This window comes from Brevundimonas naejangsanensis DSM 23858 (genome assembly GCF_000421705.1).
GTDB lineage: Bacteria > Pseudomonadota > Alphaproteobacteria > Caulobacterales > Caulobacteraceae > Brevundimonas > Brevundimonas naejangsanensis.
In genome coordinates, this window is the sequence record NZ_ATXN01000005.1 from 97,310 (window position 1) to 123,285 (window position 25,976).

General features: G+C 68.0%; 23 protein-coding genes, 2 tRNA genes and 1 pseudogene. 18 read left to right on the forward strand and 8 right to left on the reverse strand.

What is annotated here, in order from left to right:
* Positions 1-168: 168 nt before the first annotated feature.
* From H556_RS0111530 to H556_RS0111540, 3 genes are all read right to left on the reverse strand, one after another.
* Positions 169-1,614, reverse strand: a complete 1,446-nt coding sequence (locus H556_RS0111530) for an NAD-dependent succinate-semialdehyde dehydrogenase (protein WP_024354574.1) — start codon at positions 1,612-1,614, stop codon at positions 169-171.
* A 93-nt stretch (positions 1,615-1,707) separates the two neighbouring features.
* Positions 1,708-2,310 carry a response regulator transcription factor gene (locus H556_RS0111535; RefSeq protein WP_024354575.1) on the reverse strand — a complete coding sequence of 201 codons (603 nt, stop codon included), beginning with the start codon at positions 2,308-2,310 and terminating at the stop codon, positions 1,708-1,710.
* Entirely contained in the window at positions 2,307-3,698 is a 1,392-nt protein-coding gene (locus tag H556_RS0111540; RefSeq protein ID WP_245559476.1) for a two-component system sensor histidine kinase NtrB, read from the reverse strand. The genes H556_RS0111535 and H556_RS0111540 overlap by 4 nt, the downstream gene beginning before the upstream one ends.
* Positions 3,699-3,994: 296 nt before the next feature.
* Between H556_RS0111540 and H556_RS0111545 the strand changes: the two genes are divergently transcribed.
* From H556_RS0111545 to H556_RS0111605, 13 genes are read left to right on the forward strand one after another with little or no spacing between them, the layout of a single operon-like run.
* Entirely contained in the window at positions 3,995-4,714 is a 720-nt protein-coding gene (locus tag H556_RS0111545) for a TorF family putative porin (protein ID WP_024354577.1), read from the forward strand.
* Between the two features lie 50 nt (positions 4,715-4,764).
* Positions 4,765-6,750 carry a methyl-accepting chemotaxis protein gene (locus H556_RS0111550; RefSeq protein WP_024354578.1) on the forward strand — a complete coding sequence of 662 codons (1,986 nt, stop codon included), beginning with the start codon at positions 4,765-4,767 and terminating at the stop codon, positions 6,748-6,750.
* Positions 6,750-7,031: an STAS domain-containing protein gene (locus tag H556_RS0111555; protein ID WP_024354579.1), complete on the forward strand. Its 282-nt coding sequence runs from the start codon at positions 6,750-6,752 to the stop codon at positions 7,029-7,031. Before H556_RS0111550 ends, H556_RS0111555 begins: the two co-directional genes overlap by 1 nt.
* Positions 7,028-7,393: a response regulator gene (locus H556_RS0111560; protein WP_003169188.1), complete on the forward strand. Its 366-nt coding sequence runs from the start codon at positions 7,028-7,030 to the stop codon at positions 7,391-7,393. The genes H556_RS0111555 and H556_RS0111560 overlap by 4 nt, the downstream gene beginning before the upstream one ends.
* 20 nt (positions 7,394-7,413) lie before the next feature.
* On the forward strand, positions 7,414-9,714 hold the full coding sequence (locus H556_RS0111565) for a chemotaxis protein CheA (protein WP_024354580.1): 2,301 nt from the start codon (positions 7,414-7,416) through the stop codon (positions 9,712-9,714).
* Between the two features lie 3 nt (positions 9,715-9,717).
* Positions 9,718-10,200, forward strand: coding sequence for a chemotaxis protein CheW (locus H556_RS0111570; RefSeq protein WP_024354581.1), 483 nt, complete (start codon positions 9,718-9,720; stop codon positions 10,198-10,200).
* On the forward strand, positions 10,197-11,063 hold the full coding sequence (locus tag H556_RS0111575; protein ID WP_024354582.1) for a CheR family methyltransferase: 867 nt from the start codon (positions 10,197-10,199) through the stop codon (positions 11,061-11,063). The genes H556_RS0111570 and H556_RS0111575 overlap by 4 nt, the downstream gene beginning before the upstream one ends.
* Positions 11,060-12,097 carry a protein-glutamate methylesterase/protein-glutamine glutaminase gene (locus H556_RS0111580; protein WP_024354583.1) on the forward strand — a complete coding sequence of 346 codons (1,038 nt, stop codon included), beginning with the start codon at positions 11,060-11,062 and terminating at the stop codon, positions 12,095-12,097. The genes H556_RS0111575 and H556_RS0111580 overlap by 4 nt, the downstream gene beginning before the upstream one ends.
* A gap of 8 nt (positions 12,098-12,105) precedes the next feature.
* Complete coding sequence (locus H556_RS0111585) at positions 12,106-12,495, forward strand: response regulator (protein WP_024354584.1); 390 nt, start codon at positions 12,106-12,108, stop codon at positions 12,493-12,495.
* A complete protein-coding gene (locus H556_RS0111590; protein ID WP_024354585.1) occupies positions 12,492-13,037 on the forward strand; it encodes a chemotaxis protein CheD in 546 nt (181 codons plus the stop codon). Before H556_RS0111585 ends, H556_RS0111590 begins: the two co-directional genes overlap by 4 nt.
* On the forward strand, positions 13,037-13,411 hold the full coding sequence (locus H556_RS0111595; RefSeq protein WP_024354586.1) for a hypothetical protein: 375 nt from the start codon (positions 13,037-13,039) through the stop codon (positions 13,409-13,411). Before H556_RS0111590 ends, H556_RS0111595 begins: the two co-directional genes overlap by 1 nt.
* A gap of 3 nt (positions 13,412-13,414) precedes the next feature.
* Positions 13,415-14,002 (forward strand): response regulator, encoded by a 588-nt coding sequence (locus tag H556_RS0111600; protein ID WP_024354587.1) that lies wholly within the window; start codon positions 13,415-13,417, stop codon positions 14,000-14,002.
* On the forward strand, positions 13,999-14,451 hold the full coding sequence (locus tag H556_RS0111605; RefSeq protein WP_024354588.1) for a hypothetical protein: 453 nt from the start codon (positions 13,999-14,001) through the stop codon (positions 14,449-14,451). Before H556_RS0111600 ends, H556_RS0111605 begins: the two co-directional genes overlap by 4 nt.
* Positions 14,452-14,477: 26 nt before the next feature.
* On the opposite strand, the gene H556_RS0111610 is transcribed toward H556_RS0111605, so the two are convergent.
* Together H556_RS0111610 and H556_RS0111615 are read right to left on the reverse strand one after the other, a co-directional pair.
* The gene (locus H556_RS0111610) at positions 14,478-15,758 is read right to left on the reverse strand and encodes a D-amino acid dehydrogenase (protein ID WP_336433133.1); all 1,281 of its coding nucleotides are present in this window, start codon (positions 15,756-15,758) and stop codon (positions 14,478-14,480) included.
* Positions 15,759-15,912: 154 nt separating this feature from the next.
* Positions 15,913-17,616, reverse strand: a complete 1,704-nt coding sequence (locus H556_RS0111615) for an MFS transporter (protein WP_024354590.1) — start codon at positions 17,614-17,616, stop codon at positions 15,913-15,915.
* A 179-nt stretch (positions 17,617-17,795) separates the two neighbouring features.
* Here H556_RS0111615 and trhO point away from each other — a divergent pair.
* Both trhO and H556_RS0111630 read left to right on the forward strand, forming a co-directional pair.
* Positions 17,796-18,749 (forward strand): annotated as a pseudogene (gene trhO / locus H556_RS0111620) (oxygen-dependent tRNA uridine(34) hydroxylase TrhO); the annotation flags it as partial.
* A 287-nt stretch (positions 18,750-19,036) separates the two neighbouring features.
* Positions 19,037-20,653 (forward strand): acyl-CoA dehydrogenase family protein, encoded by a 1,617-nt coding sequence (locus H556_RS0111630; protein WP_024354592.1) that lies wholly within the window; start codon positions 19,037-19,039, stop codon positions 20,651-20,653.
* Positions 20,654-20,714: 61 nt separating this feature from the next.
* On the opposite strand, the gene H556_RS0111635 is transcribed toward H556_RS0111630, so the two are convergent.
* The 3 genes from H556_RS0111635 to H556_RS0111645 form a co-directional block, all read right to left on the reverse strand.
* Positions 20,715-20,790: transfer RNA gene (locus H556_RS0111635), tRNA-Ala, on the reverse strand.
* Positions 20,791-20,881: 91 nt separating this feature from the next.
* Positions 20,882-20,957, reverse strand: a tRNA-Ala gene (locus tag H556_RS0111640).
* 130 nt (positions 20,958-21,087) lie between these two features.
* The gene (locus tag H556_RS0111645; protein ID WP_024354593.1) at positions 21,088-21,552 is read right to left on the reverse strand and encodes a TIGR02300 family protein; all 465 of its coding nucleotides are present in this window, start codon (positions 21,550-21,552) and stop codon (positions 21,088-21,090) included.
* Between the two features lie 135 nt (positions 21,553-21,687).
* Here H556_RS0111645 and aroA point away from each other — a divergent pair, with 135 nt between their 5' ends.
* The 3 genes from aroA (at position 21,688) to rpsA (ending at position 25,879) form a co-directional block, all read left to right on the forward strand.
* Positions 21,688-23,016, forward strand: a complete 1,329-nt coding sequence (gene aroA / locus H556_RS0111650) for a 3-phosphoshikimate 1-carboxyvinyltransferase (RefSeq protein ID WP_024354594.1) — start codon at positions 21,688-21,690, stop codon at positions 23,014-23,016.
* 337 nt (positions 23,017-23,353) lie between these two features.
* Positions 23,354-23,995, forward strand: coding sequence for a (d)CMP kinase (gene cmk / locus H556_RS0111655; RefSeq protein ID WP_035302997.1), 642 nt, complete (start codon positions 23,354-23,356; stop codon positions 23,993-23,995).
* Positions 23,996-24,181: 186 nt separating this feature from the next.
* The gene (gene rpsA, locus H556_RS0111660) at positions 24,182-25,879 is read left to right on the forward strand and encodes a 30S ribosomal protein S1 (RefSeq protein ID WP_024354596.1); all 1,698 of its coding nucleotides are present in this window, start codon (positions 24,182-24,184) and stop codon (positions 25,877-25,879) included.
* Positions 25,880-25,976 lie beyond the last annotated feature (97 nt).

Below are 25,976 nucleotides of genomic sequence, written 5' to 3' on the forward strand. Positions count from 1 at the left end.
GTCCCTTCCTGTGCGGCCGCGAAGCGCGGCGCGTTTCCCTCGCGCCCGGCGTGCTTTGCGCCGAGCGTCGGAAGGGAGAGTGACAGCAGGAACGCAGGTTTGCGGAGAGCGACCTTGGTCGAATAATCGCAGTAAGGAACCGCGACCCTTTCTCATCAGGATAGGGGGCTAAATCCCCATGCAGAGGTATTTGATCTCCAGGTAGTCCTCGATGCCGTGGCTGGAGCCTTCGCGGCCGAGGCCGGACTGCTTGATGCCGCCGAAGGGGGCGACCTCGGTGGAGATCAGGCCGGTGTTGATGCCGATCATGCCGGTCTGCATCGCCTCGGCCACGCGCCAGACGCGGCTCAGGTCGCGGGCGTAGAAATAGCCCGCCAGGCCGAAGATGGTGTCGTTGGCCAGGGCGACGCCTTCCTCTTCCGTCTCGAAGCGGACGACGCCGGAGACGGGACCGAAGGTCTCCTCGCGGCACATCTGCATGTCTTGCGTCACGCCCGACAGGACCGTCGGCTGGTAGAAGGTGCGGCCCAGGTTGTGGCGTTCGCCGCCGGTCAAAAGGGTCGCCCCCTTGGCCAGGGCGTCGGCGACGTGTTCCTCGACCTTCTTCACCGCCTCTTCGTCGATCAGGGGGCCGATCTGGACGCCGTCGTCCAGGCCGTTTCCGACCCTCAGCGCCTGCGTCGCCTTCGTCAGCTTGGCGATGAACTCGTCATGGACGGCGGCCTGCACATAGAAGCGGTTGGTGCAGACGCAGGTCTGGCCCGCGTTGCGGTACTTGGAGGCCACGGCGCCCGCCACGGCCGCGTCCACATCGGCGTCGTCGAAGACGAGGAAGGGGGCGTTGCCGCCCAGCTCCAGGCTCATTTTCTTGATGGTCGGCGAGGATTGCTCCATCAGCAGGCGGCCGATCTCGGTCGAGCCGGTGAAGCTGATCTTTCGCACCGTCTCATTGGACGTCAGTTCGCCGCCGATGGCCGAGGCCGAGCCGGTGACGACGTTGAACAGGCCGGGCGGCAGGCCCGCTTCTTCCGCCAGCGCGGCCAGCGCCAAGGCCGACAGCGGCGTCTGGCTGGCGGGCTTCAGCACCACGGCGCAACCGGCGGCCAGCGCTGGGCCGACCTTGCGGGTGATCATGGCGGCGGGGAAGTTCCACGGCGTGATGGCCCCGACCACCCCGACCGGCTGGCGCAGAGTCACCAGCCGCTTGGAGGCGTCATGGCTGGGGATGACCTCGCCATAGGTGCGTTTGCCCTCTTCGGCGAACCATTCGATGAAGCTGGCGGCATAGGCGATCTCGCCCTTGGCCTCGGTCAGGCTCTTGCCCTGTTCTCGGGTCAACAGGCGGCCAAGGGCGTCCTGCTCGCTCATCATCAGGTCGAACCAGCGGCGAAGAATGCGGGCGCGCTCGCCCGCCGTTTTCGCGGCCCACGGCTTCATGGCGGCCTCGGCGGCGGCGATGGCGCGGCGGGTCTCAGGGGCGCCCATGTCGGGCACCGTCGCCAGTACCTCGCCCGTGGCCGGGTTGGTCACTTCGAGGGTTCCGCCGCCGTCGGCGTCGATCCAGCGGCCGTCGACATAGGCCTGATGACGCAGCAGACGGGCGGGATCAGACATGGGGCGAACTCCTTGGACGCAAGACGCAGGAACGAGGGCGGGGAGCCGTTATAATGCGTCGGCGCGGACGAGGCTGCACGGCCGCGCGAAAGTCTAGCCGAGCATCAGCCCCATGCGGACCAGTGCCGACAGGCTGTCGGCCTCCATCTTGGCCATGACCTTGGCGCGGAAGACCTCGACCGTGCGCGGGCTGATCTTCAGCTGCAGCGCGATCTCCTTGTTGGACAAGCCCGCGATCAGGGAGTCGAAGACCTGGCGCTCGCGCGGGGTCAGCCGCCCCAGCCGCATCTGCGCCGCCTGACGGGCCTGCTGGCGTTGGTCCAGATCGTCCATCCGGTTCAGACAGGCGCGGACGGCCTCGATCAGGCGCTCAGGGTCGAACGGCTTTTCGATGAAGTCGACGATGCCTGACTTCATCATCTGCACCGCCATCGTCACATCGGCGTGGCCGGTGATGACGATGATGGGCCAGGCGTTTCCGCGCAGCTCGATCAGGCGGCGCACCAGTTCGCCGCCGTCCATGCCGGGCATCCGCACATCGGTGATGACGCAGGCGGCGGCGTCCTGCGGCAGGGCGGCGAAGAAGTCGGCGCCTCCGGCGAAGCCGCGCGCCCGCACGCCGTCGGCGCGCAACAGGGCCAGCAGGGAGTCCCGGACGGCGTGATCGTCATCGATGACGAAGACGGAACGGCTCATCGCGAACCTCCCTCGTGACGGCGCAGGGCGAAGGCGAAGGCGGCGCCGCCCAGCGACGGGCTGCGTTGCGCCGACAGGGCGCCGCCGTGACGTTCCACGATGGTGCGCGTGACCGACAGGCCCAGACCCATCCCGCCCGACTTGGTGGTGGTCAGGGGCTGGAAGATATGTTCGACGTCCGCCTCGGCGATGCCGCCGCCGTTGTCCTCGACGCTGATGCGATAGACGGGACCTTCCACGCGGCCGGTCACGTGGACGGCGCCGCCGCCTGGACGGTCCGCCGCCGCTTCGACCGCATTGCGCACCAGATTGACCAGAGCCTGCTGGAACTGGATGCGGTCGGCGCGGACGTCGTCGTCCTCGGCCTCGGCGTCGAGGCGGACCTCGACCTTCTTGTCCTGGCCGATCATCTGCAGAATGGGCGCCAGATCCTCGATCATGGAGGAGACGCGCTCGCGCCCCAACACGCTGGTTTCAATGGTCAGAAGCTCGCGCATTCGGTGGATCAGCTTGCCGGCGCGAAGCAACTGGCCCTTGGCCAGATCAAGCGGCGGGCGGGCGGCGTCGGCGGCGGGGCCGGCCTTTAGCATTTCCGCCTGGCTGGCGTGAATATAGGCGGTCGCGGCGCTGAGCGGCTGGTTCAGCTCATGGGCCAGGGTGGCGGCCATCTCGCCCAGGGAGTTCAGTCGCCAGACCTTGTTGAGTTGGGCGTGCAGTTCACGCGCCTGCGCCTCGGCCGCATGTGAGTGCGTCAGGTCGGTCAGGGCCACGGCCACGTGCTCCACGCCCGATCCGCCGGGGCCAGGCGTCGAGGGGATCAGACCGAAGCGCAGGCTGAGCGGAAAGGTCGAGCCGTCGGCGCGGCGGCCGGTCCAATAGCCGCGGCGGTTTTCCAAGTGGCCCGCCTGGGCGTCGGACCGGAGGACGGCGTCTATGTCGAACTCGGCCGTCAGATCGGAAAAGGCGCGTCCCAGCGCCGCCTCGCGCGGCAGGCCGAACAGGGCCACGGCGGAGCCGTTCATCCGCTGGATCAGACCTTCCCGGCTGAGGGTGAGGGCGGGGGTCGACAGGAAGGCGGCGTGCAGCATGGCGTCGCGCGCCGTCAGTTGGCGCGCCATGTCGCGGTCCTGACGCCAGGCTGCGATCAGGCTCAGGATCGACAGCAGGATGAAGACCAGGGCGATCAGGAGCGCCGGGCGGGTCGCTGCCCACGGAAACGCCAGGGCGAACGCCAGGACGGCGCCCGTCAGCGTCGAGAACGCCAGAGCCGCAGCCCAGGCGTGGGGCTTGCGATGCGAGGCGACGGGGTGGCGACGATCCAATGCGGAATAAATCGAAAGTCCTCCTCGCGCCTGCCCGACCAGGGCCGAGATCTTTCGTAACAGCATCGTCAGAATCAAGACGTTGCGAGGTTCTAAATATTCGCAGTGAAGGTTGCAATCATCGCCAGTGATCAGAGAGATCACAGAAAGCTACATTTCTAAAGATAACGACGATATTCGTTACCTTGTTAACGCTGTTGCTTAACTCTACCGTTTCGACGCTGGAGATTCATGTCGTCAGCAGATGTCGATCTTGTGGTTCCGACGTCCCTCGTCGGGACATGCGGATTTATACGTAGGCGGCAGTTTACGATTCCATACGGATATGCCCGGCAAGAAGGCCTCACTCAAAAGAGGTCCGAATGCCCTTTCATGTTTCAGCCCCCCGCCAGAATGGCGCGCGCGGGCTTTGTACGGCGGCTCTGGTCGCAGTCGCCTGTGCTGCTAACCCTGCGACGGCGCAGTCCGTAGATGGCCGCTGGAGCGGCCAACTGGGCCTCGCCAGCGAATACGTCGGCAAGGGGCTGGGCAAGAGCGCGGGCGATCCCAGCCTGAACGGAACGCTGGAGGCGTCGTACGGCGATCTCTACGGCAGCGTCTTCGCCTCGACCGCCAACCTGTCTCAGGGTTCGGACGCCGAGATCATCACGGCTCTGGGCTGGCGGCCCAGGGCGGCGGGCTTCGCCTTTGATCTGTCGGTGATGAACCGCGACCTGCCTGGGACGCGGCCCGGCGTCGACGCCAACTATTGGGAATATCAGGCGGACGTCTCGCGCAGGTTCGGGCGCGTGTCCGGGCGGCTGCGCGTCAACTACACGCCGGACGGCTTCGCCGCGACGCGACAGGCCTGGTGGATCGAGGCTCAGGCGGCCGCGCCGCTGGGTCCGCGCGCCCGGGCCTCGGCCGCCTTCGCCGTTCGTTCGGCCGACGGCGGGGCCGACTACAACGCCTGGAATCTGGGTGTGAAATACAACCTGAGCGAGCGATGGGCGATCGACGCCCGCTGGTACGACACCGACAGTCGTTCGCTGGGCGATAGCTATGACGGGCGCCTGGTCGGTGCGCTCAGCTTCAACTTCTGATCGAAAGCCGTTTTCGGCTCTCAAGAGAATCTTCACGGGGGAAGAGTTAGATGGACGCCATGTTGAGCGACCTGAAGATCGAAAAGAAACTGATGGCGGCCTTTGCGGTCGTGATTCTGGCCATCGTCGCCATGGGGCTGACGGTGTTTTTGCAGATCAATGCGCTGGATGCGGCGCGGACGGATCGTTCGCGCGCAGGCGTGGTCCAGCGTGAGGCCGAGGCGGCGCAATTCTATCTGGCGCGTCAGGAGGCCAGCTATCGCGGCTTCCTGGTGTCGCGCGACCCTTATTATCTTCAGCGTGTCGAAGAGCATCGCAAGAGCTTCAATCAGAGCCTGGACCGGCTGGTCCAGCTGGACCGCTCCAGCGCGGCGCAGGCGCGGGCGGCCCGCACGGCTGCGGACGAGTGGAACAAGCAGGTGGTTCAGCGCGGCCGGGTCATGGTCGCCGATCAGGCGGGCTGGATGCAGGCCATCGCCATGGTCGGCCGCGAAGGCCAGGCGGACAAATTCATCGATCCGGCTGAAAGCGCGCTGGATGGACTGATCGAGAAGAAGGTTCAGGAAAGCCGCGTCTATGGCGACAAGCAGGTGTCGGCCGCCAAGACGGCCCGCATTGTGCTGATCGGCGGCCTGCTGTTGGCCCTGGCGCTGGCGGGCGGCATGGCGGTGATGCTGACCAATGTTTTGGCCAAGCCGCTGACGGCGATGACGACGGCCATGCGCCGCCTGGCCTCGGGCGACACCTCCGTCCCTGTTCCGGCCGCCGGCCGCAAGGACGAGGTCGGCCAGATGGCCGCCGCCGTCCAGACCTTCAAGGACGCCGCCATCGCCAAGGAAGCCCTTGAGGCCGAGACGGCCGCCCAGCGTCGCGCGGTCGAGGAAGAGCGGGCCCGCGTCGAGGCCGAAAAGGCCAAGGCGGCCGAAGAGGACCGCATCGCCATCACCGCCCTGGCCCAGGGCCTGAATGCGATGGCTCATGGCGACCTGACGCATCGGATGACGGCCGATGTCGCGCCCAAGGCCGAACAGCTGAAGAGCGACTTCAACGCCGCCGTGTCCCAGCTGGAGCAGGCGGTGGCGGTGGTGGTCGGCAACGTCGCCGCCATCCGCTCGGGCTCGGGCGAGATCAGCCAGGCCTCGGACGACCTGTCGCGCCGCACCGAGCAGCAGGCCGCCAGCCTGGAAGAGACCGCCGCCGCTCTGGATGAAATCACCGCCACGGTGAACCGGACCGCCGACGGCGCCCGTCAGGCCTCGCGCGCCGTGCAGACCGCCCGCAACGAGGCCGAGGCCTCCGGCGTGGTGGTCAGCGACGCCGTCGCCGCCATGACCGCCATCGAACAGTCGTCCAACCAGATCGGCGCCATCATCGGCGTGATCGACGAAATCGCTTTCCAGACCAACCTGCTGGCCCTGAACGCAGGCGTCGAGGCGGCGCGGGCGGGGGACGCCGGGCGGGGCTTCGCCGTGGTGGCTTCGGAAGTGCGGGCGCTGGCCCAGCGCTCGGCAGAGGCGGCCAAGGAGATCAAGACCCTGATCACCGCCTCGGGCCGTCAGGTGGAGCAGGGCGTGAACCTGGTCGGCCAGACCGGCCAAGCCCTGGGCCGCATCGTCGCCGGGGTGGCGGAAATCGACGGGCTGATGTCGGAAATCTCGGCCTCGGCTCAGGAACAGGCGACGGGCCTGCAACAGGTCAATACCGCCGTGAACCAGATGGATCAGGTCACGCAGCAGAACGCCGCGATGGTCGAGGAATCGACCGCCGCCAGCCATTCGCTGGCTCAGGAGGCCGATGTCCTGGCCGCGTCGGTGGCGCACTTCAAGGTGGATCAATCCAAGGGCGCCCAGGCGGCGCCCCTGCGCGCGCCTGCGTTCAAGCCGGTTGCGCCTGAGCCGGTCGGCGTCGAGCCGGTTGCGCCCGCCCCGCGCACGCCCCAGCCGGTGGCCGAGACGGTCGCCGCCCTGAAGACGATGGGACGCGGCGGCGCGGCCCTGAAAGCTGAAATCATCGAAGACGGGTGGGAGGAGTTCTGATGACGGCCACGGTCGTTCTGGCCCCGGTTCTGGACCTGCGCGCGGCCGAGCCGCTGAAGGGCGAATTGCTGGCGGCGCGCGGTCAGGCCCTGGCGCTGGACGGTTCGGCCGTCGAGCGGCTGGGCGGGCTGTGCCTTCAACTGCTGTTGTCGGCGATCCGTACCTGGCGCGCCGACGGCCAGGCTTTGACCTTCGTCAATGCGTCCGAGGCGCTGACGACCCAATGGAGCGCCTTCGGCGCTTCGCTGGCTGACCTTTCCGCACAGGACGCCCTGCAATGACCAAGACCGTTCTGACCGTCGACGATTCGCGCACCATGCGCGACATGCTGATGCTGGCGCTCAAGGATGCGGGCTATCGCGTGGTCCAGGCCGAGGACGGCGTCCACGGTCTGGAGGTGCTTCAGGCCGAGAGCCCCGACATCGTCATCACCGACATCAACATGCCGCGCATGGATGGCTTCGGCTTCATCGAGGGGATGCGGGCGGACCCGGCCTTCAGCGCCGTTCCCGTGCTGGTCCTGACGACCGAGAGCGACGCCGCCAAGAAGCAGCGCGCCCGCGAGGCCGGGGCCACCGGCTGGATCGTCAAGCCGTTCGATCCGGTGCGTCTGGTCGACGCCGTGCGCCGCGTGGCGGCGTAAGAAAAGAGGGGCGTGGGGCGATGAGCGACGATCCGTTCGAGGCGATCAAGGCGACCTTCTTTCAGGAGTGCGAGGAACTGCTCGCCGACCTGGAAGGCAATCTGCTGACGCTGGAGTCCGGTTCGACGGACATCGAGGTCATCAACGCCGTCTTCCGGGCCGTCCATTCGGTCAAGGGCGGGGCCGGGGCCTTCGGTCTGGAGAATCTGGTCCGTTTCGCCCACGTCTTCGAGACCTTGATGGACGAACTGCGCTCGGGCCGGAAGCCGTGCGACGATCCGACGGTGAAGACCCTGCTGCGCGCCTCTGACGTGCTGGCCGATCACGTCGCCGCGGCGCGCGGCGCGGGCGCAGCCGTCGATCCGGTGCGTTCGGCCGGACTGGTCGCCGAGCTTGAGGCCCTGACCTATGGCGGGGCCGCGCCGGTCGCAGCGGCCGAGCCGGAAGAGGACGACTTCGGCTTCACGCCCGTCGCCATGGACCTGGGGGCGTTCGACGCCCCGGCGGGTCTGCCCGACCTGCCGCCGTTGCCGGATCTGGCGGCTTTGGCGCCCTTGCCTGACCTGTCGGCCCTTGCAGCTGCAGGCGGCTGGAAGGTCGTCTTCCGTCCCCATCCGCGCCTCTACGCCAGCGCCAATGAGACCGGGCTGCTGCTGCGCGAACTGGCCCGCCTGGGCCCGACGCGGGTGCAGATGGACGACAGCGGCCTGCCGCTGCTGGACGCGCTGGAGCCGACCGACAGCCACCTGATCTGGACCATCGAACTGGACGGCGACGCCAGCGAGACCGAGGTGCGCGAGGTCTTCGACTTCGTGGAGATGGACTGCGATCTCAGCGTCACGCCGCTGGGCGATGCGGCGCCGGTCGAGGCCGCGCTCGCCGCCGTGGCTGACGAGGATGACAGCGACGCTTCGGCCCTGGCCCGCGCGGCGTCGTCGGAACTGGATATCGCCGCCCTGCTGGCCTCGGTCGGCGCCGCGTCGACGGAAGCGCCTGCCCCTGTCGCCGCGCCTGTGATCGCCCCCGCGCCTGAGCCTGTCGCGCCGCCGCCCCCGGTCAAACCTGCGCCCGCGCCGACCGCTGCGGCGCCTGTGCAAACGGCGCCTCCCGCCGCCGCGCCCGTGACCATCCGCGTCGATCTGGAGCGGGTGGACCGCCTGATCAATGCGGTCGGGGAACTGGTCATCCAGCAGGCCATGCTGGCCCAGCGCGTGACCGAGAGCGGCCTGGCCCGCTCGTCCGACATCGGTCTGGGCCTCGAAGATCTGGAGCTGCTGACGCGCGAGATTCAGGACAGCGTCATGGCCATCCGCGCCCAGCCGGTGAAGTCGGTGTTCCAGCGGATGCCGCGTCTGGTGCGCGAGGCGGCCGAGGCCACCGGCAAGAAGGTGAAACTGGTCACGTCCGGCGAGGACACCGAGGTCGACAAGACCGTGATCGAACGCCTGTCCGATCCTATCACCCACATGCTGCGCAACGCCATCGACCACGGGCTGGAAGGGCCTGAGGAGCGTCTGGCGGCGGGCAAACCGGCCGAGGGGACGGTGCGTCTGGCGGCCCTGCACCGCTCGGGCCGGATCGTCATCGAGATCTCCGACGACGGCAAGGGCATCAACCGCCCGCGCGTCAAGGGCATCGCCGTCGAGCGCGGCCTGATCGCCGAGGACGCCATCCTGTCGGACGACGAGATCGACAACCTGATCTTCCTGCCCGGCTTCTCGACCGCGACCGAGGTGTCGGACCTATCGGGCCGGGGCGTCGGCATGGACGTGGTGCGCCGCTCGATCCAGTCGCTGGGCGGGCGTATCTCGATCAGCTCCGTGCCGGGCAAGGGCTCGACCTTCACCCTCAGCCTGCCGCTGACGCTGGCCGTGCTGGACGGCATGGTGGTCGGCGCGGCCGATCAGACCCTGGTCGCGCCCCTGGCCGCCATCGTCGAGAGCCTGACGCCGAACGAGGCCGACATCCATTACGTCGGCGGCGTCGATCCGGTGTTGCGCTTCCGCGAGGCCTTCGTGCCGCTGGTGGACGTGGCGCAGGTCATGGGTTTCCGCGACGACCCCACGGTCCTGAAGGGCGGGGTGGTGATGATCGTCGAGACCGAGAGCGGCCAGCGCGCCGCCCTGCTGGTCGACGCCATCCACGGCCAGCGCCAGGTCGTCATCAAGAGCCTGGAATCCAACTACCGCCACGTCGAGGGCGTGGCCGCCGCCACCATCTTGGGCGACGGCCGCGTGGCCCTGATCCTCGATATCGACGCCCTAGTGACCGCCAAGCGTTCCCGAACCCCGTCGCGTTCCGACCTGCAAATGGCGAGCTGAACCATGACCCACATTGACCAAATCCTCACCCCCAACGTCGCCGGGACCGACCGCGAACTGATCGCCTTCCGCATCGGCGAACAGGAATTCTGCGTCGACATCATGAGCGTGCGCGAGATTCGCGGCTGGACCCCGGCCACGCCCCTGCCGCGCTCGCCCGCCTATATGAAGGGCGTCATCAACCTGCGCGGGGTGGTGCTGCCGATCATCGATCTGGGCGCGCGCTTCGGCCTCCAGACCGGCGAGCCGACCGAGCGTCACGTCATCATGGTGGCCCATGTGGGTTCGCGTCTGGTGGGCCTGCTGGTCGATGCGGTGTCGGACATCGTGCAACTGTCGGACGCGGCCATCCAGCCGACCCCGGACGTGGCCAGCGATCATGTGAAGTCCTTCGTCAAGGGCATCTTCGCTGTCGAAGGCGGCCGCATGATCAGCCTGATCGATCTGGATCACGTCCTGCCGGAAAGCGAGGCCGAAGCGGCATGACGACCGTCGCCGGGCGGGGAGCCCTGGTCGAAGGCGAGTTCGTCTTCACGGCCGAGGATTTCCGCCACATCGCCCAGACCCTGCACGCCCACGCAGGCATCGCCCTCAGCGAAGGCAAGGCGGCGCTGGTCTATTCGCGCCTGGCCAAGCGCCTGCGCCTGCTGGGCCTGCGCAGCTTCCGCGACTATTGCGCCCTGATCGACGGCGCGCAGGGCGTGGACGAGCGCCAGGCGATGATGGCGGCCCTGACCACCAACGTCACTCGCTTTTACCGCGAGCCGCACCACTTCGATCACCTGCGCGATCAAGTGATGCCGGAACTGGCCGCCAAGGCGCGGGCGGGCGGGCGGGTGCGCCTGTGGTCGGCCGCCTGCTCGAACGGGCAGGAGCCCTATTCGATGGCGATGACGGTGCTGGAGGTTCTGCCGGAAGCGGCCGAACTGGACGTGCGCATCCTGGCCACCGACATCGACCCCAACATGGTCGCCGAGGGCGCGGCGGGGGTCTATTCCGACGACCTGTTGGCCCCGGTCCCGGCCGCGTCGCGCAGGCATTTCGAGCCGGTGGCGGGCGCGCCCGGCCGGTTCAGCGCCGATGCAGCCCTGCGGCGTCTTGTGGCGTTCAAGGAACTGAACCTGATCGGCGACTGGCCGATGCGCGGCCGCTTCGACGTCATCTTCTGCCGCAACGTGGTCATCTATTTCGACGACGCGACCCAGGAGCGCGTCTGGGGCCGGTTCACCCCGATCCTGAACCCCGGCGGCGTCCTCTACATCGGCCATTCCGAGCGGGTGACGGGTCCGGCGGCGCAACAGCTGCAACCGGCGGGCCTGACCACCTACGTCAAGGGAGCGGGGGCATGAGCGCGGTCTCGGTCCTGGTGGTGGACGACAGCGCCACCATGCGCAGCCTGATCAGCGCCGTCCTGCGCCGCGATCCAGAGATCAACGTGGTCGGCACGGCGGCCGATCCGCTGGAGGCGCGCACGAAGATCAAGGAGCTGAACCCCGACGTCATCACCCTGGACGTCGAGATGCCCAATATGAACGGGCTGGAGTTCCTGGAGAAGATCATGCGGCTGCGGCCCATGCCGGTGGTCATGGTCTCGACCCTGACGCAGGCGGGGACCGACGTGACACTGGCCGCTCTGGAGGTCGGGGCGGTGGACGCCGTGGCCAAGCCCGCGCCCGGCGTGCCGGTTCAGGAAGCCTTCGGCGATCTGGCCGAAAAGGTGAAGGTCGCCGCCCGCTCGCGCGTCCGTCCGCTGGAGACCCGCGCGGTTCAGGGCCACGAGGGCGCCTATCACGCCGACCCCAACCATGTGCTGGCGATTGGTTCGTCCACGGGCGGGGTCGAGGCCCTGCTGACCATTCTGTCGGCCTTCCCCGCCGACTGCCCGGCGACGGTCGTCACCCAGCACATGCCCGCCAGCTTCACCAGGAGCTTCGCCGCGCGTCTGAACAAGGTCTCGGCCGCCACGGTCAGCGAGGCCGAGGATGGCGCGCCGCTGAAGTCGGGTCATGTCTACATCGCGCCGGGCGGGGACGCGCACCTGGTCGCCTCGGGCGGGCGCTGCCGCCTGATCGCCGCCGATCCGGTCAACGGCCACCGCCCTTCGGTCGACGTACTGTTCGGTTCGGTCGCCCAGCTGGGCCGCCCGATGACGGGCGTCATCCTGACCGGCATGGGCAAGGACGGAGCCAAGGGCCTGCTGGCCATGCGTCAGACGGGCGCCCGCACCCTGGGCCAGGACGAGGCGTCCTGCGTTGTCTATGGGATGCCGCGCGCGGCCTTCGAACTGGGCGCCGTCGAGCGCCAGCTGCCCCTGTCCCGCATGGCCCCGGCCATCCTCGAATCCTGCGCCGCCCGTACGGCCGCGCCCCAGACTGTCGCGTAAGGACGTTCATGCCCGCCGCCTCCGCCATCCGCACCCTAGTCGTCGATGATCAGCTGACGATGCGCTCTTTAGTCCGCGCCAGTCTGCAGCAGATCGGCGTGCGTGACATCGAGGAGGCGCCCGACGGCGAGGCGGCCCTGCGCTCGCTGCTGGCGCAGCCTGTCCATCTGGTGATCTCGGACTTCAACATGCCGAATCTGGACGGCCTCAGCCTGCTGCGCGCCATTCGGGCGCATCCGCCGATCTCCAAGACGGCCTTCATCATGCTGACCGGCCGGGCCGACCGCGAGCTGGTCCAGCGCGCCGTGCAGTTCGGCGTGAACAACTACCTGGTCAAACCCTTCACCACCGCCCAGCTGAAAGAGAAGCTGGAAGCGGTGTTCGGCCCGCTGACGTGATCGGCGCGGCTGTTCAGGAGCCGGTCGAGCGGCGCGTGCACGTGGGGCAGGGCGATCACTATGTGTCGTCCGATCCCGACGTCGTGCTGACGACGGTTCTGGGCAGCTGCGTGGCCCTGTGCCTGCGCGACCCGGAGGCGGGGGTCGGGGGGATGAACCACTTCCTGCTGCCCGAAGGCGCCGGGGCCGAGAGCGGGGCCAGCCGCCGTTACGGCGCCTATCTGATGGAAGTCCTGATCAACGACGTGCTGAAGGCGGGCGGGCGGCGCGAACGGCTGGAGGCCAAGCTGTTCGGCGGCGGCCGGATGTTCGACGCCCTGACCGACATCGGGTCGGCCAACGCCGACTTCGCCGAGAAGTTTCTGGCGGACGAGGGCATTCCCGTCGTCAGCCGCAGTCTGAGGGGCGCCGGCGGGCGTCGTATTCACTATTGGCCGGTCAGCGGTCGGGCGCGTCAGCGCGTGGTGACGGACGGCGCCAGCCTGCCGCCCGCGACGCCGCCGCCGACGCCTGTCGCTGCCGGGGATCTGGAGCTGTTCTGATGGCTGAAACAGACAATCGCGACCTGCTGGCCGCCATGGCGGCGGAGCTGTCGGACATCCGCGCCGAGATCGAGGCGGCGGGCGGGCTGGTGTCCGAGGTGCTACGCCAACTGCCGGCCGAGACGCGGCTGGGTTATCTGACGCGCAGCCAGAGTTTCGATGTCCTGTCCCAGCGGATCGGGGCCCTGGCCGGACTGGCGCAGGCCGTGGCCGAGGAGCAGCCGATGGACACGGCCCTGGCGGCCCTGCCCCTGGCCGAGATGGCCGAGCGGATGCAGGAAACGGCCCACCGCGCCCGCCCCTCGGCGGCGCCCGCCGACGATCCGGACGAGGCGTCCGGCGCCTCGGCGTCGGGCGTGCTGCAACTGTTCTGAGCGATGGCCGAGGACCGCATCAATCTGGAGCAGTCGACGGTGCTGCTGGTCGACGACACGCCGCAGGCGCTGGACATGCTCGGCTCGATCTTTCAGGGCTTCGGCGTCAAGGAGCAGATCAAACGCCCCTCGGCCGTCGAGGCGGTGAAGGTCCTGCAACAGCGTCCGGTCGATCTGATCGTCATCGACTGCGGCGATCCTGAGATGGACGGCTACGCCTTCACCCGCTGGCTGCGGCGCGAGACGCCCGCGCCGATGCGCTATACGCCCGTCATCCTGGTCACGGGCCACGCCTCCCAGTCCAAGGTGCAGGAAGGCCGCGACTGCGGCGTCAGCTTCGTCATCACCAAGCCCCTGACGCCCGCCGTGCTGTTGAAGCGCATCCTGTGGCTGGCGGGCGATGAGCGCGAGTTCGTCGAGTGCGAGACCTATGTCGGCCCCGACCGGCGCGTCCGTAATTTCGGTCCGCCCGTTGGCATGACCGGGCGCCGCAAGGGCGACCTGTCGGCTCACGTCGGCCACGCCGTCGAAGAGAATATGGATCAGGCCGATATCGATATGCTGCTGAAACCGCAGAGGGTGTCGCTGTGACCGAGCCTGTGATCACCCGGATCAAGACCTCTCTGGCGCAGCAGATGGCCCAGCTGGGCGGCCGGACCCTGACCGATATTCAGCGCCGCGCTGATGAGCGCCTGGGCCGCCACAAGGCCGAGGTCATGGCCGAGATCGAAACCGCCGTTGCGGGGCTGGAAAGCCTGTGCGCAGCACGGCCGCAGGCGCCCGGCGCCGAAGTCTATCGTCTCGCGTCGCGCGTGGTGGACCTGGCGGGCTTCTTCGATACCGGGCCGCTGTTCGACGCGGGCTACAGCCTGGCCGATACAGCCGACCGCATGACGTCTGCGGCGGCCTGGGACTGGCCGCCGGTGCAGGTGCACGTCCAGGCGCTGCGGCTGATCCTCAACGCCGGCTGCGAACGCAATGCGGCCACGGAGCACCTTCTGAGCGGCCTGAAGGCCGTGGCGGCGAAGGCAAGAAGCTAGGCTCTTCTCCCACAGGGGGATAAGGGTCAGCGATATCGCGCGATGCCCAGGTCGGCCGTCTCGATGTCAGGCGTCTGGCCGCTGATCAGGTCGGCGATGACGCGGGCCGAACCGCAGGCCATGGTCCAGCCCAGCGTGCCGTGACCGGTGTTCAGGAACAGGTTGTCGAGTTTGGTCTTGCCGATGACCGGGGTGCCGTCCGGCGTCATGGGGCGCAGGCCCGACCAGTAGCTGGCCGCCTTCAGGTCGCCCGCGCCGGGGAAGAGCGAGCCGACCGAGTGTTCCAGCGTATTGCGGCGGCGCTCGGGCAAGGCGTCCGAGAAGCCGGCGATCTCGGCCATGCCGCCGACGCGGATGCGGTCGCCCAGACGGGTGATCGCCACCTTGTAGCTCTCGTCCATGATGGTCGAGACCGGGGCGGCGGGTTCATTGATGATCGGGGCGGTGATCGAATAGCCCTTCACCGGATAGACCGGCAGGGTCATGCCCAGCGGCTTGACCATCATCGGCGAATAGGACCCCAGCGCCAGCACATAGGCGTCGGCCGTGACCAGTCCCTTGTCGGTCTTGACCCCGGTGATCCGGCCGCCTTCGGCGACAAGGCCCTGAATGGTCGTGCCGTACTGGAAGGTCACGCCCTGCGTCGACGCAGCGTGGTCGGCGAGGGCAGTGGTGAATTTGAAGCAGTCGCCCGTCTCGTCACGCGGCAGGCGCAGACCGCCGACGAACAGGTCGCGCGTGGCCTTCAGGCCCGGCTCGGCGGCGATGCAGCCGTCCTGGTCCAGCACCTCGAACGGCACGCCGCCTTCACGCAGGACCTCGGTGTCCTTGTAGATGCCGTCCAGCTGCTTCTGCGTGCGGAACAGTTGCAGCGTGCCCTGGGTGCGGTGGTCGTATTCAAGATCCAGTTCTGCGTTCAACGCCGTCTGCACCACCTGGCTGTAATCGGCCAGACGCACCATGCGCGCCTTGTTCAGCGCATAGCGGGCCGAGGTGCAGTTGCGCAGCAGCGACAGCAGCCAGCGCACGGTCGGGGCGTTGATCTGGGGGTGCAGGATCAGCGGGGCGTGGCGCATGAACAGCCACTTCACCGCCTTGGCCGGGATGCCGGGCGCGGCCCAGGGCGAGGAATAGCCGGGCGAAATCTCGCCTGCATTGGCGAAGCTGGTCTCCAGCGCCGGACCGCTCTGGCGGTCGATGACGGTCACCTCATGCCCCTGGCGGGCCAGGTAGTGGGCGGTGGTTACGCCGATCACGCCGGCGCCGAGGATTGCGATCTTCATGGGTCTTGACCTTGCGCGAACCAGACGCGTGGCTCCCTAGACCAGATTTTGCGCCCTTCACGCAAGTCGCAGTTTGTGTGCGCCGCAATATCGACAGGCTTGATAAGGACGACCTGTGTTGGGCCGATCGCGGCTGATTATTTGCTCAACATATCGGGCAGGTGCGGCGGGTCTGGCCTCAAGAGGATCGGGTCGGGTCGGTCAGCGGTTCTCCATAGTGTCGGTCGCCGTGCAGATTGGCGGCCAGGGGGGCGGTGGTGCGCTCGATCATGCGGTGCACGACCGGCTTGTCAGGTCCCTGATGCAGGGCGCGGATGCCCTCGTTGATCGAGGCGTCGGCGTGAGTGATGCGCTGGTTGTGACGGATATAGTCCAGCCAAGTCGGCGTCTGATACTTCTCGACCCAGACTTGGGGTTCGGCCAGGTCGCGCATCAGGCGCCACTGGCGCGCGCCGTCGCGGCGGCGGATGCGGCGTCGTTCGTCCATCAGGGCCAGGAAGGCGTCGATGTCCTCTTCGCGGATGCGATAGGCGATGGAGACGATGACCGGTCCGCTGCGCGGCTCGATGGCCAGGGTGGTCTGCGGCTCGGTCCAGCGGCGCAACAGGTCCATGTTCAGATTTGCGGTCGAGGGCAGGGGCACCCTGAATCCGATCAGGATGCACAGGGTCAGCACGCCCGCGGAGACCGACAGGGCCGTCTCGACCCCATAGGTTTGGGCCAGGGCGCCCCATAACCAGCTGCCGCCCGCCATGCCGCCGAAGGCCGCCATCTGATAGAGCGCCAGCGCCCGCGCCACGACCCAGCGCGGCACCGACATCTGCACCGTGACGTTGAAACTGGACAGCACCAGCACCCAGCCCGCCCCGGCGATCATCAACGCCGGCAGGGTGACGGCCAGCCAGGGCGCATAGGCCAGGCCCAGGGCCGCCGCCGCGAAGGCCAGGGCGGCGACGCGGACGATGGTTTCCGTCTCATATTTCGCTCGCAGCCGGCCGACGAACAGGGCGCCGCCCACCGCGCCCACGCCGAACGAACCCAGCAGCAGGCCGAAGACCAGCGGGCCGCCGCCGCTTTCGCGCGCGACCACGGGCATCAGGGCCTGAACCGCGCTGGCGCCGACGCCGAACACCACGGCGCGCAGCAGCACCGCCGTCACGCGCGGCGACAGGAAGGCGTAGCGCACGCCCCCCGCCATCGCCGCCAGCAGGCCCTCGCGCGGCAGGGTCTGCTTGGGCCGGTCGGGCTTCCAGCGGAACAGCACGACCAGCAGGCCCAGATAGCTGACGGCGTTGACGGCGAAGGCGGCCGCCGCCCCCGCCGCCGCCACGATCAGGCCGCCCAGCGCCGGGCCGACGCTGCGCGCCATGTTGAAGCCCATGGAGTTGATGGTTACGGCCCCGGCCAGGTCCTCACGCGGGACCATGTCGCCGACCGACGCCTGCCACGCCGGGCCGTTGAAGGCGACGCCGCAGCCGATCAGGAAGGTGAAGGTCAGCAGCACCCAGGGCGTGATCCAGCCCATCCAGGTCATCGCCGCCAGCCCCGCTGAGACCAGAAGCATGAAGGTCTGCGCCGCCAGCATGATCCTGCGCCGGTCCACCGTGTCGGCCAGCGCCCCGGCCGCCAGCGACAGCAGCATGATCGGCAGGGTGACCGAGGCCTGCACCAGGGCGACCATCTGGGCCGAGGCGATGGAGGTCATCATCCATGCGGCGCCGACCGACTGGATCAGCCCGCCGAAATTGGTGACCAGGCTGGTGATCCACACCGCCCGGAAAATCGGGTGCCGCAGCGGCGCCAGCGCCGAGGGGCGCCCGGGCGGGACGGGCGCAGGGCCAGAGGGGGCGGCGGAAGTCGGAGCGTCGGCGGTTGAACTCATGCGGGGCGGCTCCTCGCATGGGCGATACGCGGATGAACCACATGGGACAGGCGGGAACCGACGACGACCATGCGATCAATGCACACGGCTTCGGCGGGGGAAGCAAGCCGGGAAACGGTCACTCTGGGTTCCGGATTATTGGCGTCGCGAGGGCGGCGACGGGACGCTATAGGAAGGCCGTGACCGTCCCAGCCGTTCCCTCCCCGTCGCCTTCGGCCCCCTTCACTGTGGCGGCCCTGTATCGTTTCGCAGCCGTGGCCGACCCGGCGGCGCTGCGCCTGCATCTGCTCGATCTGTGCGGGGATGACGTGCGCGGCACGCTTCTGGTGGCGCATGAAGGGATCAACGGCACCATTGCGGGGCCGCAGGCCGACATCGCTCGCGTCATCGACGGGGTGCGGGCCCTGCCGGGCCTCGACCGGCTGGAGCTGAAGTATTCGACGGCCTCGGCCATGCCCTTCCACCGCATGAAGGTGCGGGTGAAGGCCGAGATCGTCACCATGGGCCAGCCCGACATCGACCCGGTCGAGGGCGTCGGGACCTATGTCTCGGCCCAGGACTGGAACGCCCTGATCGCCGATCCCGACACCGTCGTCATCGACACCCGCAACGACTACGAAGGCGAGATCGGCGCCTTCGAGGGCGCGGTCCAGCCCAACACCCGCACCTTCCGCGAGTTCGCCGACTGGTTCCGCACCGAGGGCCGCGCCCTGCTGGACCGCCCGACGCCGCCCAAGGTGGCCATGTACTGCACCGGCGGCATCCGCTGCGAAAAGGCCACCGCCTTCCTGAAGGCCGAGGGTGTGCGCGACGTGCACCATCTGGAGGGCGGCATCCTGAAGTATCTGGAGACGGTGCCGGAGCCGGAAAGCCTGTGGCGCGGCGAATGCTTCGTCTTCGACGAGCGGGTGTCCGTGGGGCATGGTCTGGTCGAAGGCGCACACAGCCTGTGCCGCGCCTGCCGCATGCCGGTCAGCCCTGAGGGGCGGCTCTCGACGCGCTATGTCGAGGGCGTGTCCTGCGACCGCTGCTGGGACAGCCGCGACGTGGCCCAGCGTGAAGGCTACGCCGAACGGCAGAAGCAGATGCAGATCGCCCGCGCCCGGGGCGTGGCGCACGTGGGGGCGACCTTAACCAACCCTCTCCCGGCGGGAGAGGGCTTGAGCGCACGAGAGCGCAGCGATCGTTCTGGCGCGACCCGAAGGGCGGCGCGTAGCAGCCAAAGGGTGAGGGGTTTATCCTGACCGTCGGCGTAAGCCGTCGCACAACGGCCTTCGGCCGAGTTTGATCGCGAACCCTCACCCTTTCGCCTTAGCCAATCGCCTCCGGCTCTTGGAGGCTCAAGCCCTCTCCCATCGGGAGAGGGTCGCAGCTGTCGCCCGACCGTGCCATCCTCCTCGCCCAAGTCAGGAGGCTCGCCATGTCCGCCTTTCGTCCCATCGAGCGGCTCGACACCCATGAGGTGGCCAATCAGGTTCCGCCGCTGGAGGACGTCGACCTGTTCACTGGCGACATGGCTCTGCACGACGCCGTGCGCCATTGGGGCGGAGGAGGCCATGTCGAGCGGCTGACCGATCTAGGCCGTCGCTGCGGATCGGCCGAGGTGATCGACTGGGGCGTGCAGGCCAATCGGGTGACGCCTGTGCTGGACACCCACGACCGCTATGGCCGCCGGATCGACGAGGTGACGTTCCACCCGGCCTATCATCAGCTGATGGATCTGGGGCTGGGCGCAGGGATCGCCGCCAGCGCCTGGGACGGGACGCCGAACGGGCATCTGCTGCACGCGGCCATCCTGTTCCTGACCGGGCAGGCGGACTCGGGGACCAGTTGCCCCATGACCATGACCTACGCCTCGGTCGCGGCGCTTCAGGCCGATCCGGCCGTGGGCGAGCCGTGGATCAAAGGCGTGCTGTCCGGCCGCTATGACCCGGCGGTGCGTCCGGCGGGCGAGAAGGCGGGCATGACCCTCGGCATGGCCATGACCGAGAAACAGGGCGGGTCGGACGTGCGCGCCAACACCACCCGCGCCGAGCCGGTCGGCGAGGACGGCTGGTATAGTCTGATCGGGCACAAGTGGTTCTGTTCGGCGCCGATGTGCGACGCCTTCCTGACGCTGGCCTATGCGCCGGGCGGGCTGACCTGCTTCATCCTGCCGCGCTGGCTGCCGGACGGGACGCGCAATGCGGGCTTTCGCGTCATGCGGCTGAAGGACAAGATGGGCGACCGCTCCAACGCCTCGTCCGAGGTCGAGTATCACGGCGCCCTGGCCCAGCGGCTGGGCGAGGAGGGTCGGGGCGTCGCCACCATCATCCGCATGGTCCAGCATACGCGGCTGGACTGCGTGGTCGGCTCGGCCCTGCAGATGCGCGGGGCTCTGGCGCAGGCGGTGTGGCACGCCGCCCACCGCACCGCCTTCCAGAAGCGGCTGATCGACCAGCCGATGATGGCCGCCGTCCTGACCGATCTGGCGGTGGAGAGCGAGGCGGCGACGGCGCTATCGATGCGGCTGGCGGCCACCTTCGATACGGACGACGCCGTGGGGCGACTGCTGACGCCGGTCGCCAAGTACCAGGTCTGCAAGCGTGCGCCGAACATGATCTATGAGGCGATGGAGGCGCTGGGCGGCGCTGGATACGTCGAGACCGGGCCGATGCCGCGCCTGTTCCGCCAGTCGCCGCTGAACGCCATCTGGGAAGGCTCGGGCAATGTCATCGCCCTGGACGTGCTGCGCGCGGCGGGACGCGAACCGGAGGCGGTCGAGGCCCTGCGCGACTGGCTGGGATCGCAGGCTGGAAAATCCGCCGACTACGACCGCTTCATCGTCGGGCTGGATCTGACGACGAACGAGGCGGGCGCGCGGCTGGCGGTCGAGCGGCTGGCGCTGGCGGCCCAGGCGGCGGCGCTGCTGGAAATGAACAGTCCCTCGGCCGAGGCCTTCATCGCGCTTCGCCTGCGCCCGCGCGGCATGGCCTATGGCGCCTATGAGGCGCAGGTGGATCAGCGGGCGGTGCTGGAGCGGGCGATGCCCGCCTGAATGTCGGAAAAATCGGGCCAGATAGGACGAAGGCCTCGCGGGGGCTCCGCGAGGCCTTCGATGGTGGAGCTTAGCGGAGTCGAACCGCTGACCTCTTGCATGCCATGCAAGCGCTCTACCAACTGAGCTAAAGCCCCGTGCCGTATCGGCTGGGTTATGTCGTCGACCGCACCAGACGGAAAGTCTGGAAAGGACGAAGGCCCCGCGGGCGTTCCGCGAGGCCTTCGCTGGTGGAGCTTAGCGGAGTCGAACCGCTGACCTCTTGCATGCCATGCAAGCGCTCTACCAACTGAGCTAAAGCCCCGAACCTTTCGGTCGGTCCCGCCGGGAGAGATGGTCCCTCCCGGCGAGGCGCGGAAACTAGGTCAGGCCGTTTTGAAGATCAAGCGGGTCTGACACATTTTTTTCCGCTTATTTTTCCGAACCTTGACCCTTTAGTCGTCGTCGCGCGACGGCTTGGTCAGCTCTTCGTCGAGATCGTCGTCGTCTTCGTCTTCGATGAAGGGCACGGAATCGTCGTCGTCATCATCCAGGACGTCGTCGTCATCGTCGCCGTCGGCCGAGCCCATGCCGGCGTCGTCTGCGCCGGGCTCGCCGTCGTCGTCGTCCGGCGTCAGGATCGGCTCATGGCCTTCCTGGTCGATTTCAGGGGTGGAGCCTTCGGCGTCCTCTTCGTCCTCTTCGGCGTCAGCGGACTTGTCGGCGACCTGATCTTCGGCCTCCTCGTCGTCAGCTGCGAAGCCGGCGCCGCGACGCGCGCGACGGCTGCGGACGGCTTCTTCCATCGGGTCGAACTCGGTGTCGCACTTGGGGCAACGAGCCGGGCGACGGTTCAGATCGTAGAATTTGGCCTGGCAGTTCGGGCAGACCTGCTTTTGGCCCAGTTCGGGATTGGCCACGTGATTAGACCTTCGGCGGGTTTAAGGGGAAAATCGGAAATAGGGCGGCTCCCTTGCCACTGGCGGGGGCCGCTGTCAAAAGCCTTCTTTTCCGCGCGTTTCGCGGCCCTCCTGACAACCGGAGCCTGCATCAGGGTGAGCACTCCCCAGACCTTCACCGCGTCCCCCGTTTCCGGCGTCAATTCAGGCCTCAAAGGCGTGGTGCGCGCGCCCGGCGACAAGTCGATGTCGCACCGCGCCCTGATCTTCGGTGGCATGGCCGAGGGCGTGACCGAAATCGAGGGGCTGCTGGAGGGCGACGACATCCTGGCCACCGGCCGCGCCATGCAGGCTTTCGGCGCCTCGGTCGAACGGGTCGGCGAGGGGCGCTGGCGGGTCGAGGGGCGCGGCCCGCTGCGCTCGCCTGAAGGCGTCATCGACTGCGGCAACGCCGGGACGGGCGTGCGTCTGCTGATGGGGGCGGTCGCCGGCTATGATCTGACGGCGACGTTCGACGGCGACGTTTCCTTGCGCAAACGGCCGATGAAGCGGGTCACCGGGCCGCTGGCCGACATGGGCGCGCGCTTCGACTGGAACGCGACCGAGGACCGGGTGCCGCTGACCCTGCATGGCGGCGGGCTGAAGGGCGTGACCTTCGTGCAGAGCGTCGCCTCGGCCCAGATCAAGTCGGCCATCCTGCTGGCAGGGCTGAACGCGGCGGGCGAGACGGTCGTGGTCGAGCCGGAAAAGAGCCGCGACCACACCGAGCGGATGCTGCGCGCCTTCGGCGCCGAGGTCGAGGTGATCGAAGAGAGCGAGGGCTGGCGCATCCGTCTGCCGGGCGGCCAGCAACTCAAGGGAACCCATGTCGCCGTGCCGGGCGACCCGTCCTCGGCGGCCTTCCCCCTGGCGGCGGCCCTGATCACGCCGGGGTCGGAGGTGACGGTCGAGGCGGTGATGCTGAATCCCTTACGCACCGGCCTGTTCCAGACCTGGATGGACATGGGCGCGGACCTGACCATCGCCAACCGCCGCATGGCCGGGGGCGAAGAGGTCGGCGACATCACCGCCCGCCACTCGGCGCTGAAGGGGATCGTGGTTCCTGAAGACCGCGCCGCCTCCATGATCGACGAATACCCGATCCTGGCGGTGACCGCCGCCTTCGCTGAAGGCGAGACCGTCATGCGCGGCATCGGCGAGATGCGCGTCAAGGAAAGCGACCGCATCGCCCTGATGGCGGGGGGCCTGACGGCCTGCGGCGTTCAGGTGCATGAGGAGCCGGAGGGCTTCATCGTCACCGGAGGCCCCGTGAAGGGCGGCGCGACCGTCGACACCGCCCACGACCACCGCATCGCCATGAGCCATCTGGTGCTGGGCCTGGCCGCGCAGCAGCCCGTCTCGGTCCGCGACCCTGAGATGATCGCCACCAGCTTCCCCGGCTTCGTCGAGATGATGAACGGGCTGGGCGGTGCCATTGATGGTTAGCCGACGCTCCAAAACCAGCAAGAGACGGCTGCCGCGCGGTGTGAGAAATACGCTTGGCTTCCTGTTCATCGGCGGCACCCTATTACTGTTTGGTGGGAATGTCGTTCGTGCGCTGCTGACTGGCGAGGTGCATGTTCGCTACGGCGGGACTGTATTGCGTAGCGCGAGCCCTGCCGATTTCTGGTTGTCCGTCCTTTGGGATGCGGGTGTTGCGGCGCTAATCTTTGCGTTTGGTGTCCGAGCTGCGCTTCCTGATCTGAAACGATTATGGGTGCGCGCTACCTCCCTCGGTCAGCGACGTTCGTGAATTGAAACAGGAGAGAAAAGCCTGACCCAAGTGCTTGTCATCGCCGTCGACGGCCCCGCCGCTTCGGGCAAGGGCACCATCGCCGCGCGCCTGGCCGCCCATTACGGCCTGCCGTATCTGGACACGGGCCTGCTGTATCGCGCCGTGGGGCTGGCTGTGCTGGATGCGGGCGGCGATCTGGACGACGCCGAGGCGGCGACGCAGGCGGCGCAGGCGCTGGATCTGGCGAGCCTGAGCGACAATGCGCGCCTGACCGATCGCGGGGCGGGCGAGGCGGCCAGCCGCGTGGCCAGCCATCCGGGCGTGCGCGCGGCGCTGCTGAAGCTGCAGCAGGACTTCGCCGCCCAGGCGGGCGGGGCGGTGCTGGACGGGCGCGACATCGGCACGGTGATCGCGCCGGACGCTCCGGCCAAGCTCTATATCGCCGCCAGTCCGCAGGTGCGGGCCGAGCGTCGCTGGAAGCAGTTGACGGCGCGCGGCGAGGTCATCGCCTTTGCGGACATGCTGGAGGATATCCGTCGCCGCGACGCTCGCGACGCGGGCCGTGACGACGCCCCGATGGTCCAAGCGGACGACGCCGTCTTGCTGGACACGACCGATATGGGTATAGAGGCCGCCTTCGATGCGGCCCGCCGTATCGTCGAGGCGGCGCGAGCCAGGGCCGGGATCTGATCCTGCCGGGCAAATCCAACGCACCGATCTCCTCGACGGCCGCGGGCGTTCTGGCTTTCGTTTTCGCGCTTTTCAGAGCGTGTGTGGCCTCGCCTCGTGACGACCTGACTTCTCCTTTTCAAACCCCATTCGCGCAGGTCCGCTCGGTCGTGCGCGTTTCGCCTTTCATCAACCTCAAGAGTTTCCATGACTGAAACCCTCAACCCCACTCGCGACGATTTCGCCGCGCTCCTCGACGAACAACTGCAAGGCCGCGACCTTGGCGAAGGCCAGGTCGTTCACGGCCGCGTCGTCGGCATTGAAAAAGACATCGTCATCATCGACGTCGGTCTGAAGACCGAAGGCCGCATCGCCATGCGCGAGTTCGGCCAGGGCGACGGCGCCGTCCTGCCCAAGGTCGGCGACAACGTCGAGGTCTACCTGGAGCGCGTCGAGAACGCGATGGGCGAGGCCGTCATCAGCCGCGACAAGGCTCGCCGCGAAGAAGCCTGGACCCGTCTGGAAGCCGTGTTCGCCGAAGGCCAGCCGGTCAACGGCGCCATCGTCGGCCGCGTCAAGGGCGGCTTCACCGTCGACCTGGGCGGCGCCTCGGCCTTCCTGCCGGGCTCGCAGGTCGACATCCGTCCGGTCCGCGACGTCGGCCCGCTGATGGGCAAGGAACAGCCCTTCGCCATCCTGAAGATGGACCGTCCGCGCGGCAACATCGTCGTCTCGCGTCGCGCCATCCTGGAAGAAGCCCGCGCTGAACAGCGCACGGAGCTGGTCGGCCAGCTGCAAGAGGGCGAAGTCCGCGAAGGCGTCGTCAAGAACATCACCGACTACGGCGCGTTCGTCGACCTGGGCGGCATCGACGGCCTGCTGCACGTCACGGACATGTCGTGGAAGCGCGTGTCGCACCCGTCGCAGGTCCTGGCCGTCGGCGACACCGTCAAGGTCCAGATCGTCAAGATCAACCCGGACACCCAGCGCATCTCGCTCGGCATGAAGCAGCTGCAGTCGGATCCGTGGGATGGCGTCGAAGCCAAATACCCGGTCAACGCCAAATACACCGGCCGCGTCACCAACATCACCGACTACGGCGCCTTCGTGGAGTTGGAGCCGGGCGTTGAGGGTCTGGTCCACGTGTCGGAAATGTCCTGGACCAAGAAGAACGTCCACCCGGGCAAGATCGTCTCCACCTCGCAGGAAGTGGACGTCATCGTCCTGGACGTCGACAGCGCCAAGCGTCGTATCTCGCTGGGCCTGAAGCAGGCTCAGAACAACCCGTGGGAGGCCTTCCTGGAGGCTCACCCGGTCGGTTCGACCGTCGAGGGCGAAGTCAAGAACGCCACCGAGTTCGGCCTGTTCGTCGGCCTGGACAACGACATCGACGGCATGGTCCACCTGTCGGACCTGGACTGGAACGTGTCGGGCGAAGAAGCCATCCAGCGCTACCGCAAGGGCGAGGTCATCAAGGCCAAGGTGCTGGACGTCGACATCGACAAGGAGCGCGTCTCCCTGGGCGTCAAGCAGCTCGGCGGCGACCCGATGGAAGGCGACACCTACAAGCGCGGCCAGCAGATCACCGTCACCGTGACGGCGATCGAGACCGGCGGCATCGAGGTGAAGTTCGGTGAAGACGACGCGCCGGTCACGGCCTTCGTCCGCAAGTCGGACCTGTCGCGCGACCGCAACGAGCAGCGCACCGAGCGTTTCGCCGTCGGCGACCGCGTCGACGCCATGATCACCGGCGTCGACAAGGCCACGCGCCGCGTCTCCGTCTCGATCAAGGCGCTGGAGATGAAGGACGAACAGGAAGCCATCGAACAGTTCGGGTCGTCGGACTCGGGCGCCTCGCTGGGCGACATCCTGGGCGCCGCGCTCAAGAACGCGGGCAAGGAATAAGTTTCCTCACCCTTCGGGAAACGGGGCGGCCGGAGCGATCCGGCCGCCCTTTTTCTTTGGCCGCGACTCTGGTTCTTTGCGACGTATTTTCTTCCTC